Consider the following 15,596-nt stretch of genomic DNA (forward strand, 5'->3'; position numbering starts at 1 on the left):
TTTTAGGTAAAATGCTTGATGCTAAATATATTAAGGATAATTTACAACAAGTTGCCAAAAAGCTTGCAACTAGAGGTTATAAGTTTGATATAGCTGAATTTGAAGCCCAAAAGCAAAAAAGAAAATATCTACAAGAAAGAACTCAAAATCTACAATCACAGCGCAATACTATCTCAAAAGAAATAGGTCAAAGAAAAGCTAAAGGTAAAGATACTAGTGATATCTTTGCTAGAGTTAATCAAATTAATGAAGAACTCAAAATTATTGAAAAAGAGCTTAAAGAGCTACAAGATTCTATAAATCAAACGCTACTATCAATGCCAAATCTTCCTGCTGATGATGTACCAGTTGGCAAAGATAAGAATGATAATATAGAAATAAGAAGATGGGGAACACCGCGTGAGTTTCACCCAGAAACTCCAGCAAAAGATCATGCTGATATTGGTGAAATCCTTAAGATGATTGATTTTAAAGCCGCAGCTAAAATTACTGGTAGTCGCTTTATGGTACTGAAAAATAAGGTCGCTAAACTACATCGTGCTCTATCACAGTTTATGCTTGATATGCATACGGAAAAACATGGTTATGAAGAATTATATGTGCCATATCTAGTTAATAATGATAGTTTATACGGTACTGGACAGTTACCAAAATTTGCTGCTGATCTTTTTAAGCTTGAGGGAGATTTTGAATATAGCTTAATACCTACAGCAGAGGTCCCAATCACTAATCTAATAAAGGATGAAATTTTAGATACAGAATCTTTACCTAGATACTATACAGCGCATACGCCTTGCTTTAGAAGTGAAGCTGGCTCATATGGGCGTGATACTAAAGGTATGATTCGTCAGCATCAGTTTGAAAAAGTCGAATTAGTACATATTACTACTGCAGATAAAGGTGATGAGTCTCTAGAGTTACTCACATTACATGCTGAAAAAGTCTTACAAAAACTTAATCTACCATATAGAGTTATGAAGTTATGTACTGGTGATATGGGCTTTAGTGCTAAAAAAACTTATGACTTAGAAGTATGGCTACCATCGCAAAATACTTACAGAGAAATATCTTCATGTAGTTGGTGCGGTGACTTCCAAGCACGCCGTATGAAAGCTCGACACAAAAATTCAAGCATGAAAAAGCCTGAGTTTGTACATACTCTAAATGGTTCTGGTTTGGCAGTTGGTAGAACGCTTTTGGCAGTTATTGAAAACTATCAGCAGGAGGATGGTTCTATAATGGTTCCTGATGCTCTTATCAACTATATGGGCGGAATTTCAGTTATTAAATAAATCACTAAATTTGTTATTTTTATTTCTTTAAAGAGTAATTATCTAAATATTATTAGCGAATAATGCTAAAATCTTTATACCTAATTTTATTGACAAAAGAGTGATTTATGTATTTAGCTGGTATAGAAGCTGGTGGTACCAAATTTTTTATAACTATTGGTGATACCAACGGTAATGTGATAGAGCATCATCGTACAAACACAACAACTCCAAACGAAACGATGTCTGAGGTTATTAAGGTTCTAAAAGATTATCAGAACAAATATAATATTAAAGCTATAGGCTTGGCGTGCTTTGGACCTATTGATATTAATCCCAGCTCGAAAACTTATGGTCATATCACAAACACTCCAAAAGTAGCATGGCAAAATTTTGATATTGTCGGTGCTGTGAAGTCAGCCTACTCAGGTCCAATTGGATTTAATACAGATGTAAATGCGGCAGCAATCTGTGAACAACTATGGGGCTGTGCTCAAGATATCAGCAATCTTATTTACCTTACCGTTGGTACAGGTGTTGGTGGTGGAATTATTTGTAATAACCAGCTAGTTCAAGGAGCAATGCATCCAGAAATTGGTCATTTATTAATACCACAAAACCTACAAGATAACTTTGAAGGTTGTTGTCCATTTCATGGTAATTGTGTTGAGGGATTAGCATCTGGTCCAGCAATTAATAGGCGCTGGAATGTTAGCTCAGCTAGTAAATTACCAGATGATTATATCGCATGGCAGTTTGAGGCAGAATATTTAGCAAAAGCATTAGTTAACTATATATGCTCATTCTCTCCTGAGAGGATTATTCTCGGTGGTGGTGTAATGCATAAGACAATCTTATTTGATATGATTCGCAAAAATGTTACTAAATATCTAAATAACTACCTTGACTATCCTGCGTTAAAAGATATGACTAAATTTATAGTTCCTGCATCATTTGGTGATAGCACTGGTGTAAAAGGATCTCTTGCTATTGCATTAGAAACTTTTAATAACTCTCAAGCAAAGTAACCTAGTAGAAATTATTCTTATATTATCTATGCTTTACTGTTAAAATCTTTTTAGACGTAATTTAATACTAACACAAATTGATAAAAAAAATATTTTCTAATCATATTTTATCTAAATCTTTACAGACTATGATAGTGCAAGCACTAGGTCAAGGCTGTGCCTTTATTACTGCTATTCTTTTAGCGCGACATCTAACTATTAGTGATTATGGTTTTTATATTTTTGGCGTTACAGCTGCAACTATTTTAGCTGTGATCGCGACAATGGGTGGCGGTGGTATCTTAGCACGCACTTGGGGTAAATCAGATTTAGTCGATAAATTTCAAAGAAACAAAAAAACTTTTTTAGTTCATAATTGGTATTTCAAAAGAGGTTTCGCTATAGTAATTATAATAATTGCTATAATGATCTTTTATAATCACTCTGAATATCATGATAATTCGATAGAGAACTTTGCACTGCTATTCGCCATACCATTTTTTATGGCGAATATATTCCAATCTTTCTTTGTTGCCAGAAGAGTAGTCATTCTTGCTAACTTACTTCAACTTGGTCTGAGAATTATTATGCTCTTCTTAACCATAGTTTTTATGTTTTTGTACATAAAAGATACCACCATGCTTATTGGTACGATGATGATTATCATGACAATATATACAACATCTATATGGCTTATTCAAACATCAAAATATACTTTTGCTAGCTCGAAACCAATTGGTAGTAACATCTCATTTGCTCTAATGCAGTGGGGCTTATTGTTACTATCACAAATAGATATCATAATCTTAAAAGTGTTATCAACTCCAGCAAATATTGCTCTCTATGGTGTTGCGCTACAACTTGGTACCTTAATTAGCTTTGTATTAAATGCCGTTAATTCAAATGTACTATCACAAATTGCTGATGATTATAAAAATTGTTCTAGAGAAGAGTTTCAAAATAAAATAACTTCTTATACTAGAATTATATTTATACTCTCAATATTTGCTATTCTAGGGCTTATTATTTGTGGTTATCCAATCACTTTAATGTATGGTAAAAAATATATCGTATCGTATTTTATATTTTGTATATTAATGGTTGGACAAATAATAAATGTTCTCTCTGGTTGTGTTGCTACAATTCTTAATATGGCAGGATATGAAAAAAACACATGTTTTGTTTTCTATATCGCTCTAGTTATTAATATAGTGCTAGGAGTAATTTTTACGCTTCATTGGGGCGTATATGGTCTTGCAGTTGCTTCAAGCTTATCAATGATATATTGGAATATTCATCTACTTTACAAAGTAATTACACAAATAAAAATAAATCCAACTATATTTATCTTTAGGTAAGTTATTTTCTAAACTATATTGCTATTACTTTTAGCAGCATTATTGAGAGTTTTTGAAACATTATTAACGGCTTGATTAACTGTTTCTTTAGCAGTTTTTATAATCTCGCTCCTTATATTTGCTACTAAAAGTAAAGTTCCTACAAGCATCAGAAAAATCACAAGAGGAATATTTATATTTTCGATGATTCTTTTAAGGAATTTTTTCATATAGCTATCACCATAATTTTTTACTTAGCTAGAATGTTTTATCACCACCATCATCAAAGCCTTGTTTAAAGCTCTGGGCTTTATCTTGGGTATTATTTGCCATTTTTTCTAATGCATCTTCACTTTTATCTGTTTGCTTTGTTAGCTTAGCTTGAACAACTTTGGCTTTATTGACTACCTTATTAGCAGCTTGTGAAGTATCTTTCTCAATGTCTTTTGAAGTTTGATCTATTTTTTTAGAAACCTGAGATATCGTTATTTTTATATCAGTTTGTAACTGTTTAACATTTTGACCTAATTTCTTACCTGTTTGATATGAATCTGTTTGTGTGGTTAAATTAGTTAATCCTTCATTAGCAAACCACTGGCGATACAGACAGACCTATCGTGGCAATTAATGTTAAAGCTAATCTCTTCATTATAAATCTCTTTTTACTTTTTTATTTTCAGACCCATTCTAGATATTAACTAACCATACCATGGGCTGCTTCATTTATATCTATTATTTCTTGATTTGTTTTTGCAGCTTTGTCAGATTTCTCTATATTTGCTTTAGCATCTTCAGACTCAACGTCATTCAATGTTTTTGCAGTCTGAGATTGAGCCTGTGTTATATTTGCATCACTATTAACAACCTATGCTGGCACATCCATAGCGGTAGGTTGAGATGTTGTGCTACACAATAGTGGCGGTACCAGTAAACTTACTGTGATTAATAAATAAAGATATTTGTTTTGTATACTTCCTTTTAAGCTTTATTTGGGTAATATAGAAATTACCATAAAACTTATAAATTTACTATATTTCATGGTTGAGTTTAGCTAGGTTTAAGAAGTTTAGAGGTTGATTATGCTATAATCTAAACAATACTAAAATTAAAAAATATCTAAATGCTTTCAGACGCTTCAAAAGAAGATAAAAAAGTAGCTAGAAAATGGCTGAAACAAATCTCTTATCCTACTAAAGGATTGGTTAAGCTAGCTGTACTTATAGCTTTTTTAAGTGGCTTGCTATTAATCGGACAATTATATTTATTAGCTCATATATCCTACGATGCATATCTACAAAATTCGACACAAAGCCAACTTAGTATTTATTTTGTTCTAATTAGCCTTATAGTCTTAATTAGAGCTAGTCTTAGTTGGATTAGAGAGATTGTAAGTTATAAAGCAGCTACAATAGTTAAGAAACAAATTCGTGAAGATATCTTGACTCATGTAAATCAACTCGGTCCAATTGAGTTAAATAAAACCTCTAATGCGAATATAATTACAAGTGCGATGGAACAAGTTGAAGGCTTGACAGGTTTCTTGACTAAATTTTTACCTCAAGTAACTCTATCTGGATTAATGCCTTTAGCTATTTTAGTATTCATATTCCCACAAAGTATAGTCTGTGGAATACTTCTATTGATATGTGCGCCACTTATTCCACTTTTTATGGTACTAATTGGTTTAGGTGCTGAATCTGAGAGCCAAAAGCATTTCAAGGCACTTGCTAGAATGAGTCTAACTTTTCTAGATACGCTGAAAGGTCTAACTACACTTAAGCTTTTTGATAAAAGTAAAAGCCATATTCAAACTATTTTTCTAGCTTCTGATAATTATAGAATTAGAACTATGAAAGTACTTAAAATTGCTTTTTTATCATCAGCAATTTTAGAACTTTTTGCCGCAGCTTCTATCGCATTGGTAGCAATATATCTTGGCATGGGCTTTATAAATACAGGCGCAGATAATGATATCTGGTGGTCACTGGATAATATTACTTTGCAGGGCGGTTTATTTATACTACTACTTGCTCCAGAATTTTTTATGCCATTGCGTGAACTTAGCACACATTATCACGCAAAAGCTGAAGCTGTTGGTGCTGCTCTAGAGATTGCTAAGATATTTGAAATGCAACCTTCTCATCAGGCTAGAGATAAAATATTTACTGATAAAATCAATAATATCAAAATTAAAAATTTAACTGTTAAATATGCTGAAAAGATAGCTCTTGATAATATTTCTCTAGAAATCAAGGATAAAGAAAAAATAGCTATAGTTGGCGCTAGTGGCGCTGGTAAAACAACACTAATAAACACTCTACTTGGTTTTACAAAATATCAAGGCAGTATTCTAATTAACGACAATAACGAACTAAAGGATCTCGAAGAAAAATCTTGGCTAAGAAACATCTCTTGGTTAGGACAAAACTCCTTGCTATTCAAAGGAACAATAAAAGATAATTTACTATTAGCAAACAACGATGCTAGTGATCAAGAAATTACCGCAGCTATCACAAATGCTGAGCTTAAAGAGTTTATTGAATCTTTAAACAATGGTTTAGCTACAGAAATTGGTGAACAAAATATCGGTTTATCAGGTGGTCAAGCACAAAGATTAGCTCTAGTTCGAGCGTACCTCAAGCCACATGATGTTCTTATCCTTGATGAACCTACAGTAAGTCTTGATAAAAATAGTGAAGAAAAAATTATCGAATCACTTAAAGCAAACTGGCACAATAAAACTGTTATCATATTAACTCATAAACTAAGTTTTTTAGAGCATGTGGATAGAATTGTAGTTTTAGCAGATGGAAAAATAATTGAAATAGGAACATTTAAAGAACTAGTTAGTACTCAAAGTAAATTCTATAATTTCTATAGAAATGAGGTAACAGCATGAGAAATTTAATCCCTTTTATAAAGCTGTTTAAAAATCAAACTCAATGGATGCTTTTAGGTACTCTACTTGCATGGTCAGCGATACTTATGGGAATTGGGCTAATATCATTATCTGGCTGGTTTATCTCATATACTGGATATTTAGCAACAACTACTTATGCTATAGCTACTTCATTTAATTATTTTTATCCTTCTGCTGGAGTACGCTCTTTTTCTCTTGGTAGAATTCTAAGTAGATATGGTGAAAGAATACTAACACATGAAGCGACTTTTAGAATAATTACAGATATTCGTGTTTGGTTCTACAAAAAGCTTGAACCTCTTGTACCCTCTCACTTATATAAATACAAAAGTGGTGATTTACTTACACGCCTAGTTAATGATATCGGCGCTTTAGATAATCTATATATTCGTATAATCTCTCCAACAATTGTATTTATCTTAGCTAATATCACTATAGCTTTGCTATTTAGTTTTTTTAGTTTCAGGTTGGCTTTATTAACATTCTTATCTTTACTAGTAATAGGCTTTATTATACCTTTGATTAGTAGCTTTATGGCTATGAAAAAAACTCAAGATCTTAATCAGATTAGTGCTGAAATAAAAACTAACATTACAGAACATGTAAACTCTCTAGCTGAACTAAAAATCTTTGATTTAGAAGGTAAGCATTTTGAGAATATAAAACAACAAAACTCTAAATTATTAAAGCAAGAAGAAAAAATTAGTATTATTAGTGGCTTTGGTAATGCATTAATTACTTTAGCACTAGGTTTAACTGTTGTTATGATTACAATCTTCGCAGTTAAACTAACTCAAAATGGCTATATTAATGGTGCATTTATAGCGTTAATATTCCTTGCAATAATGGCAATGTCTGAATCAATTATGCCTTTGCCATTAGCATACCAATATCTTGGTAAAACACTTTCTGCTTCAAAGCGGATTTTAAACATCACAGATGCTAAAGCAGATATTGAGTATCCAGTAAATTCTGATATACAGTTAGATAACTATAATATTAATTTTAATAGAGTTGATTTTGGATATAACTCAGAGCAATCTGTGCTTAAAGATTTTTGCTTAGAAATCAAACAGAATGAAAAGGTTGCCCTTTTTGCACCCACAGGGAAAGGTAAATCTACTATCATTAATCTTTTAGCTAGATTTTGGGATGTCAATGGTGGTGAAATAACTATTGGCAGTAAAAACATTAAAGAATTTAATGAGCATCAACTTAGAAATCTAATGACCGTGATAAACCAATCTCCACATATCTTTAATACAACTATCAAGGAAAATCTAGTTATTGCTAAAGATAATGCTTCGGAGGATCAACTTCTTAAAGCTTTAGAAAAAGTTAAGCTGAGAAAACATGTTGAATCACTTCCAAAAGGGCTTAATACATGGACTGGTGAGCTTGGTAGACAACTATCAGGTGGTCAACAGAAGCGTTTAGCTTTAGCTCGTGCATTCTTACAACATAAACCTATACTTATCTTAGATGAACCTACAGAAGGACTAGATAAAGAGACTGAAAGATTAGTTTTTGAAAACCTAATTGGACTTATGCACAATAAAACGGTTATTTTTATAACTCATAATGCTAAGCTTTTAGATAAGTTTGATAGAGTTATTAAATTATAAGCTAAGTTCTTAACTCTTGTTTTAATCTATCAATATCTAATTTCTTCTGCCATTTAGATAAAATAATTGTATCTATGGTGATTCCTATCATATTTGTGATTACTCGCCCTTCTGACATAAATCTATATATACCTAAGATAATCACAATCCCAGCTACAGGCACAACTCTAAGGCACTAAGTATACTTAGTAAGTATTATAAATACACTACCTGTAAATCCAGCTGATACTTTTGAGCTAATTACCATAATTAACAGCAAAAACTTGCTGACAAAACTAAGCTCTATGCCTAAAGCTTGTGCTATAAATATTACTTGCTAGTGATAAATAGCTGTACCATCTAATTAAAAAAATATCCTGTTGGTATTACTAGTCTTATAACTGATTTATCACAGCCTAGTTTTTCAAGTTGTTCCATCAAATTTGGTAAAACTGGTTCTGAAGATGAAGTTCTTAAAACAATTAATATTTAAGTTTTAATATATCCTAACAATCTAAAAATATTTATACCTCAATATAGTTTTAATATAACTCCTAAAAAAACTACTATAAATATCAAACAGGTAATATAAAAACATAATAAGCCTAAAAGTCCTATCAGAGTAACGGTTCCATACATTGCAATAATGTAGCCAATAGCTGTACATGCAGCTATCGGTGAATAATACATAATGACATGTATTATCTTAAAAAATACTTTAGATAAGCTTTAGATAGCATCAGGTATTAATTTACCTTGCTCACCATACATTACTAAATCAACAGCAAATAATATCTAATACGAAAAGTACCTGTAAAATATCTCCACCAGTAAAAGCGCCTGTAAAAGAATCAGGAATAATACTCATAAAGAAATCTTGAATTCCACTACTATGCTCTACATCTCCGATGTAAGCTTTTGCAGCACTGGCATCCAAGGAATTAGAATTAATACCCAACCCCTAAAACAAGATCAAGTAGATTTGCTGTAAGCATCCCTATTGCTAGAGCTACAATAGTCATTGCAAAAAAATATAATAATGCTATTCCACCTATTTTACCTCGTTTGTCGGATCATTCATTGCCACGATACCAGAAACCAAGGTAAGAAATTATCATAAGTTTTATAAACTTAACAAAAACATCTGCAAAAGGCTTCAATGCTATTGCAAAGTGCGGTGTAAAAATTCCAAGCAATACTCTTATATACCAAGCAAAACTAAGCATATAGGTAGCGAAAAATTTTTATACTAACTCTTAAAATTTATAAGTCATAATAAATATGGCTTATATTAGTATCCTAAGTAAACTATTTATATAATTTAGAAAAAATATCTTCAACTGAATTAGTTTGAAATTAAAAAAATAAAACTGAGTAATTTTCTACTCAGTAATTGCGATTGCTTCTATTTCAACTCTCACATCCTTTGGTAATCTCGTAACTTCAACACATGAACGAGCTGGAAAATTACCATCAAAAAATGAACTATAAACCTCATCAATTATCTTAAACTCAGTCATATCTTTGATAAAAATAGTCGCTTTAACTACTTTATCTAGATTAGAGCCTGCTGCCTCTAATACTGCCTTTAGATTTTGCATAACTTGGGTTGTTTGTTCCTTGATACACTCTCCAGAGAGAGTACCATCAGGCTTAAGGCCTATTTGTCCAGAAGTGTAAACAAGATTACCAATTTTTATAGCCTGCTCATATGAGCCTATAGCCTGTGGTGCATTAGTAGTATTAATTTTGATTTTTTGCATTAGATATCCCTCGCTATTTTATAAGTTAGATCTATTTCTTCAAAAACACAGTATGAACCTACATTTTTAAGTATTTTACAACAATCTTCACTTAGATGTTGAAGTGTAACTTTTTTACCCAAGTCTAAATATTTCTTAATAATATCATCGATTTCAGGAACTCCAAAAATATCCATAACTCTAAAAGTTAGCAAAATCTAAAATAATATTATCTGGATCATAATTTACATCAAACAAACTTTTAAATGAAGATGTTGAACCAAAGAACAATGGTCCAAAAAACTCGTAAACTTTTGTATCTTGATCTTCTATATTAATACGGCTATGAACTTGTGAACTTTTCCAAACAAAAACTAAAGCTGAAATTATCACCCCAGAGATAATTGCAATCGCTAAATCTGAAAATACTATGATAACAGTAACTACGACAAGAACCACTTTATCAGCATTAGGCATATAACCGAATACGATTGACATTCTCCCATTCAAAAGTATAATACATACCATCAACATAATACCTGCTAACACTGCAACTGGTATATAAGAATATACCCAGATAATACGACAACAAATAATATCAGCAATATAGCAGCTGTTAATGAAGATAAACGCCCCGGCCCACCATTGGTAAAATTGACGATAGATTGACCAATCATCGCACAAGCCAGCCATACCACCAAAGAAACTACAAACAATATTACCTGTACCTTGAGCAATAAAATTCTTGATTGCAATTGTCGCGTTTATTATCCATTTCATCTAAGACTGAAAGAGTCAATAAAGATTCAATCAGCCCAACTAAGGCAACAATTACAGCATATGGTAATACGATAAAAAATGACTGCGCTGTTAAATGTACATGTGGTATTGTAAAACTTGGAAATGCTCCGGAAATATCTGCTAAATCGCCAACATTCTTAGTTTGAAGCTTTAAAACCACTACTATTGCTGTGATAGTAATGATTGCAACCAAACCTGATAGAATTTTATCTGTAAATTTAGGTAAAAAATAAACAATTAGCATGGTTAAAGCAACTAGCACATACATAGTAATGTCCTCACCATGAAACAGTGGAATCTGCGCTAAAGCAATAATAATCACTAGACCATTAACAAATCCATACACCGCTGGTTGTGGTACTATACGGATTAGCTTACCAAGACGCAATAACCCAATTATAACCTGTATAACGCCAGCCCATAATTGCACACAGCAAAATATATTGTAGTATATAGCTACTAAGTTCCCCAGATTCAGCAAGTGAATTTATTAACATTTCTGGAAAAAGTGATGCTTTAACTTTGATACCTAAGCTGACCAATACAACAGCTACAGCTCCTGTTGCACCAGAAATCATCCCGGGGTTTACCACCTTATCAATACTGTGACCAAACTTAGTATAAAAGCTGTATATAAACCAACTGTAGGTGAAACTCCCGCGATAAATGAAAAGCCAATGGCTTCAGGGATAAGAACAACAACAACTACAAAACCAGATAATACATATGACTTAATATTTCTGCCAATGAAGTTTTCTTTATAATTTAACAAATTTTTTTCCAGTTTTTAGACTTTAATTTTTAATTCTTAAAGATATTATAAAAGAAATTTGTATTTAAGTAGAATTAAATTTCATCTAGATAATCTAAATCGTATTCTTATATTTTCAAATAATTGACACAACAATCATAAAAATAAAAAGCGGATAGATACTATTTAAAAATCAAAAAACCCGCCGCCTTAAAGAAGAATCTCTCTAACGATTATTTAGATAATGGGTTAATGGTAAAATATTACCTATCACTTGTGCCCATTCTGGCATACCATCAAAAGGGAACATAAATCAAGATATAATATCGATTGCAAGAAGAAAAAAATGTCACTTGCATTGCTTGTAGCTGAGTATCAGCAATAGTTGAGAAAGTTACACTAACTAAAAGATTAACAATAAATAAAAGGAAATGTCGCAATGAGTAATAATATAATACTACCTACAATAATTATACCAAATATCACTTTAGCAAAAATAATAGTCAATAGTAGCTGAATATAGCCAACAACAATATATGAAGTTATCTTACCAAAGATAATTTCCAGAGATGTTACAGGCGTAGCAAGCAAAGATTCCATAGTTTCATATTCTTTCTCTCTTGTAATAGTTAAGGAAGTAACCATAACCATTGTCATAGTAAGGATTACTCCTGCTAGTGCTGGTACATACTTATTATGTGTTTTGTTTTGAAGGTTGTATTTGTTGTGGATTACAAAATTAAAAAGTTGCTGATGTTGATCTGCAGATTTATTGGAAAAATATTAACTGTAATGTAAATACCTTTAACTTTATTAACAGCATCTAAAACTGTAGCATTTGCTCCATCTGCTATTATTAGAATATCTGGTGATTCACCACGATAGACTTGCTTGGTGAAATTTAGAGGAATATCTATTATAAACTATAACTTACCTTTACGCATTAAAGTTATCGCATCATCTCTTGATAGGTTTTGATACTTAATATCAAAGTAATTGGTATTATTAATTTTCTCAATTAGATAGTTTGTTTGTAATGTACTGTTACCATTCACTATCGCTGTGCTTAGATGTTTTGGATTCATATTGATAGCAAACCTAAAAAGTATCAACTGAATTAGAGATATACCTATACAAGCCCAATAGTAGCCTTATCCATAAGCACATGGATAACTTCTTTGAGAAAAATTGTATAATATCTATTAATATCAAAATACTTCATGCAAAATTACCCTGTTGAGTCTTCATTAGATATATAACAGCATCTTCCAAATATGTTTCTTATTTTGATACCGCAACTATCTATAATATCTTTCTGAGTGCCACTAGATAGTAGTTTTACCATAGGCGATATATGATAATTTATTGCACCTCTCTGCTTCATCCATATAGTTAGTTGAGACTAAAGTCGTTATGCCATTGCTAGATAGTGTTGAAATATAAACCCAAAACTCTCTACGCGCTTTTGAGTCAACTCCAGCAGTGGGCATATAGAAGTAGTAGTTTAGGATCATAAATTGTTGCCACACCTAATGCAAGTCTTTGCTTCCACCCTCCTGATAGTTCATAAACTTTTTGATTTGCTCTACTAAGCTTTGCCAATCTGCAAATTATCTATAGTCTTCTCAACTGCTTCTTTAATATTCTTCAGACTATGTAATCTAGCAAAAATTTTCAGATTTTCTCTAACTGTTAGATCTGGATAGAGTGTAAATTTCTGTGTCATATAGCTAACTTGCTGTTTGATAATGCTAGCATCTGTATCAATATCATAACCAAGACAAGTACCTTCACCTTTAGTGATCGGAATTAGGCCATATACCATCCTTATAAAGGTAGTTTTACCTAAGCCGTCAGGTCCTAGGAAACCATAAATATCACCTTCTCTTACTTGCAATGAAATATTTTCAACTATAGCTTTATCACCATAGACCTTAGTCAAGTTTTTGACATCTAATTATTAACTGATCATCTTTTTCATTCATTATTTTAGTTCTATCTTTATAGGCTATCCAATATGGATTTTAGAACTATTAACTGAGTAGTCAACTTTAGCATGTACCTCAAAAGAGATTTCCAAGTCAGAATTTATCCCATACAACAATGACGGCGTGTATTTAGTTTTTTGTGAAATATAATAATTAATCCTAGCTTCTAATTTCTTACTAGCATTAGTCTCAAAGTTAATTTTTCGTCTAAGGTGCACTTTTGTTAGATTTTCTTTTGGTAAATAAAAAACAATATACACATCTTTAGGATTTATAATGGTCATTAAAGGACTATATGCCCTTACTTCTTCGCCTTTGTGATAAAAGATTTGATAAACATAACCATCTTCTAAAGCCTTAACATCAGCTAAATTAATTTTTTGTTGTAAATACTCAGAATTACTATTTATAAATTTCGACATAAAATTAACTGCACCACGTAAATCATCTCGCGCAGGTAAATTTATTGATAATTTGTATTACCTCTAGCGTTTCTAATTGGTTATTTGCTTGGATATATTTACTCTGCGCTTGTTCAAACTGCTTTTTAGATGTATTATCACCTTTTTAATAATAATTTTTGACGTTGATACTCTTTAGTCACAACAGCTAAATTTGTATTAGCGTTGGATATATCGATAGCAATCTTTTCTATATATGGCTTGTTTTATTTTAAAACATATTTGCTGCTACTGCTTCAAAAGCGCGATACAAAAATTATTTGATTTTAATATTATTTGATTTTTTAATGAATCAATCAAAAATAATGATTTTCTCTTTTTTACAGGTGCACCTTCACCGACATTTAAACAAAGAACTCTACCACTTACCTGTAAAGATATATATCTAATGTCTGTACTGACATAACCCGGAATAATTTTAGAATGGGGTCTTTAAAAAAATAAACTAATCCTAATATAATAACTACTATAATAGTTAATGTATCTATAATCTTTAGTTTTATAAGCATTTGTAATTTCTAATATCAAGATATATTAGAATGATAAAGTAAATAAATATCATAAATAAGTAAAAAAACCTTGCTATTTAACCCTAGAATAGTAATATAAATACTATTTTAAACTAACTTAACTTTTAAATGTTCAAAATAATTACTGCTACTGCCCTTACTCTTTGTAGTATTAGTGTAGCTATTGCTGATGTTATTAATATATACGCACATAGAGGATATAGACCTCTTGCTCCAGAAAACACTCTACCTGCTTACACTGAAGCAATGCGTATTGGTGTAGATGTTATTGATATGGATGTAAATATAACCAAAGATAAAATTTTGGTTGTAACACATGATTTGACACTAAATCCTGACCTGACAAAAGATGAGAAAGGTAACTGGATAACAGAAAAAACTCCAATTAAAAACCTCACTTTAGCACAGTTAAAAAAATATACTGTTGGTTATCTAAAACCAGGCTCTGCAACCGCAAAGATGTATCCTGACCATGTTGGTATGGATAATGTTCATATACCAACACTAGAAGAAGTTATTAATTATGTTAAAGCAAATGTTGGTAGCAGAATTCGCCTACAAATAGAAATAAAAACTAATCCATATGACCCTAAAGAAAATTGGACAGCTCAAGAAATGGCTGAAGCGTTAAATAAGGTTTTAGTCAAAACTGGGATGCCTGATAATGTTGAGGTTCAATCTTTTGAATGGCAAGCTTTGGTAGATCTACAAAAACTAAACCCAAAAGTTAAAACAGCCTATCTAACTGATCGAACTACAGAACCAATGAATGCCGAACAAGCAAAACAAATGATTGACTACCAAAAATGGACCTTCCCTCTTGATCCTAAGGATTATAATTATAATTACCCACTGATGGTACATAAACTAGGTGGCACTTTCTGGGAACCTTATGAAAAAGACTTAACAAAGAAAGACCTTGATGAAGCTCATAAATTAAGTGTCAAAGTTGTAACATGGGGATGGACTGAAGCTGAAGGAACTGACTTTAACTATAAAATTGCCAACAAATTAATTGATTGGAGAGTTGATGGTATTATAACTGATAGACCTGATATTCTAAGAGGTCTAGAAGCTGCAAAAGGATTATATTTACCGCCTGCATACCCGAATGTACCATTTCCTAAAAATATTTAAAAAATTATCAAAAAAATCTCTTGTTTAAAAGCTTAATTTATATTGCT

The 15,596-nt window shown here is 31.5% G+C and carries 12 protein-coding genes and 5 pseudogenes; 7 read left to right on the forward strand and 10 right to left on the reverse strand.

Going from position 1 to position 15,596, the window contains the following annotated elements; genetic code table 11:
- Window positions 1-11: 11 nt before the first annotated feature.
- From serS to C9379_RS05385, 3 genes are all read left to right on the forward strand, one after another.
- The gene (serS, locus tag C9379_RS05375; protein ID WP_143384578.1) at window positions 12-1,292 is read left to right on the forward strand and encodes a serine--tRNA ligase; all 1,281 of its coding nucleotides are present in this window, start codon (window positions 12-14) and stop codon (window positions 1,290-1,292) included.
- A 107-nt stretch (window positions 1,293-1,399) separates the two neighbouring features.
- Window positions 1,400-2,299, forward strand: coding sequence for an ROK family protein (locus C9379_RS05380; RefSeq protein WP_143384577.1), 900 nt, complete (start codon window positions 1,400-1,402; stop codon window positions 2,297-2,299).
- Between the two features lie 77 nt (window positions 2,300-2,376).
- Window positions 2,377-3,636, forward strand: coding sequence for a lipopolysaccharide biosynthesis protein (locus C9379_RS05385; protein WP_143384576.1), 1,260 nt, complete (start codon window positions 2,377-2,379; stop codon window positions 3,634-3,636).
- An 8-nt stretch (window positions 3,637-3,644) separates the two neighbouring features.
- Here C9379_RS05385 and C9379_RS05390 read toward each other — a convergent pair whose 3' ends face one another.
- A complete protein-coding gene (locus tag C9379_RS05390) occupies window positions 3,645-3,845 on the reverse strand; it encodes a hypothetical protein (protein WP_143384575.1) in 201 nt (66 codons plus the stop codon).
- Window positions 3,846-3,873: 28 nt separating this feature from the next.
- Window positions 3,874-4,264 (reverse strand): annotated as a pseudogene (locus C9379_RS05395) (rotein).
- A gap of 471 nt (window positions 4,265-4,735) precedes the next feature.
- On the opposite strand from C9379_RS05395, the gene cydD reads away from it, so the two are divergent.
- Together cydD and cydC are read left to right on the forward strand one after the other, a co-directional pair.
- Window positions 4,736-6,514: a heme ABC transporter permease/ATP-binding protein CydD gene (gene cydD, locus C9379_RS05400; RefSeq protein WP_143384574.1), complete on the forward strand. Its 1,779-nt coding sequence runs from the start codon at window positions 4,736-4,738 to the stop codon at window positions 6,512-6,514.
- Window positions 6,511-8,160, forward strand: a complete 1,650-nt coding sequence (cydC, locus tag C9379_RS05405; protein WP_143384573.1) for a heme ABC transporter ATP-binding protein/permease CydC — start codon at window positions 6,511-6,513, stop codon at window positions 8,158-8,160. The genes cydD and cydC overlap by 4 nt, the downstream gene beginning before the upstream one ends.
- Before the next feature lies 1 nt (window position 8,161).
- Here the strand turns inward: cydC and C9379_RS05410 are convergent.
- The 5 genes and pseudogenes from C9379_RS05410 to C9379_RS05430 all read right to left on the reverse strand — a co-directional run bounded on the left by C9379_RS05410 (window position 8,162) and on the right by C9379_RS05430 (window position 11,361).
- Window positions 8,162-9,387 (reverse strand): annotated as a pseudogene (locus C9379_RS05410) (cation:dicarboxylate symporter family transporter).
- Window positions 9,388-9,521: 134 nt separating this feature from the next.
- Window positions 9,522-9,902 carry a RidA family protein gene (locus C9379_RS05415; protein ID WP_143384572.1) on the reverse strand — a complete coding sequence of 127 codons (381 nt, stop codon included), beginning with the start codon at window positions 9,900-9,902 and terminating at the stop codon, window positions 9,522-9,524.
- Complete coding sequence (locus C9379_RS05420) at window positions 9,902-10,078, reverse strand: hypothetical protein (protein WP_318263230.1); 177 nt, start codon at window positions 10,076-10,078, stop codon at window positions 9,902-9,904. The genes C9379_RS05415 and C9379_RS05420 overlap by 1 nt, the downstream gene beginning before the upstream one ends.
- Before the next feature lie 4 nt (window positions 10,079-10,082).
- Window positions 10,083-10,661, reverse strand: coding sequence for a SulP family inorganic anion transporter (locus C9379_RS05425; protein ID WP_318263229.1), 579 nt, complete (start codon window positions 10,659-10,661; stop codon window positions 10,083-10,085).
- Window positions 10,600-11,361 (reverse strand): annotated as a pseudogene (locus tag C9379_RS05430) (SulP family inorganic anion transporter). The gene C9379_RS05425 and the pseudogene C9379_RS05430 overlap by 62 nt, the downstream one beginning before the upstream one ends.
- Here C9379_RS05430 and C9379_RS05435 point away from each other — a divergent pair.
- Window positions 11,288-11,446, forward strand: coding sequence for a hypothetical protein (locus C9379_RS05435; protein ID WP_343377549.1), 159 nt, complete (start codon window positions 11,288-11,290; stop codon window positions 11,444-11,446). The pseudogene C9379_RS05430 and the gene C9379_RS05435 sit on opposite strands and share 74 nt — an antisense overlap.
- Before the next feature lie 123 nt (window positions 11,447-11,569).
- On the opposite strand, the pseudogene C9379_RS05440 reads toward C9379_RS05435, so the two are convergent.
- The 3 genes and pseudogenes from C9379_RS05440 to C9379_RS05450 form a co-directional block, all read right to left on the reverse strand.
- Window positions 11,570-12,655 (reverse strand): annotated as a pseudogene (locus C9379_RS05440) (ABC transporter permease).
- Between the two features lie 33 nt (window positions 12,656-12,688).
- A pseudogene (locus C9379_RS05445) lies at window positions 12,689-13,418 on the reverse strand (ABC transporter ATP-binding protein); the annotation flags it as partial.
- 23 nt (window positions 13,419-13,441) lie between these two features.
- A complete protein-coding gene (locus C9379_RS05450) occupies window positions 13,442-13,843 on the reverse strand; it encodes an HlyD family secretion protein (RefSeq protein WP_318263228.1) in 402 nt (133 codons plus the stop codon).
- A 677-nt stretch (window positions 13,844-14,520) separates the two neighbouring features.
- Here C9379_RS05450 and C9379_RS05455 point away from each other — a divergent pair.
- Window positions 14,521-15,549: a glycerophosphodiester phosphodiesterase gene (locus C9379_RS05455; protein ID WP_143384571.1), complete on the forward strand. Its 1,029-nt coding sequence runs from the start codon at window positions 14,521-14,523 to the stop codon at window positions 15,547-15,549.
- Window positions 15,550-15,596 lie beyond the last annotated feature (47 nt).

It is taken from the genome of Francisella-like endosymbiont (assembly GCF_003069505.1).
Classification (GTDB): Bacteria; Pseudomonadota; Gammaproteobacteria; order Francisellales; family Francisellaceae; genus Francisella.

Excerpts from the sequence above, each read along its gene's own strand:
- serS (WP_143384578.1), top strand. The coding sequence starts at position 12 with ATGCTTGATGCTAAATATATTAAGGATAATTTACAACAAGTTGCCAAA.
- C9379_RS05380 (WP_143384577.1), top strand. The coding sequence starts at position 1,400 with ATGTATTTAGCTGGTATAGAAGCTGGTGGTACCAAATTTTTTATAACT.
- C9379_RS05390 (WP_143384575.1), bottom strand. The coding sequence starts at position 3,845 with ATGAAAAAATTCCTTAAAAGAATCATCGAAAATATAAATATTCCTCTT.
- cydD (WP_143384574.1), top strand. The coding sequence starts at position 4,736 with ATGCTTTCAGACGCTTCAAAAGAAGATAAAAAAGTAGCTAGAAAATGG.
- cydC (WP_143384573.1), top strand. The coding sequence starts at position 6,511 with ATGAGAAATTTAATCCCTTTTATAAAGCTGTTTAAAAATCAAACTCAA.
- C9379_RS05415 (WP_143384572.1), bottom strand. The coding sequence starts at position 9,902 with ATGCAAAAAATCAAAATTAATACTACTAATGCACCACAGGCTATAGGC.
- C9379_RS05420 (WP_318263230.1), bottom strand. The coding sequence starts at position 10,078 with ATGGATATTTTTGGAGTTCCTGAAATCGATGATATTATTAAGAAATAT.
- C9379_RS05425 (WP_318263229.1), bottom strand. The coding sequence starts at position 10,661 with ATGAAATGGATAATAAACGCGACAATTGCAATCAAGAATTTTATTGCT.
- C9379_RS05450 (WP_318263228.1), bottom strand. The coding sequence starts at position 13,843 with ATGTCGAAATTTATAAATAGTAATTCTGAGTATTTACAACAAAAAATT.
- C9379_RS05455 (WP_143384571.1), top strand. The coding sequence starts at position 14,521 with ATGTTCAAAATAATTACTGCTACTGCCCTTACTCTTTGTAGTATTAGT.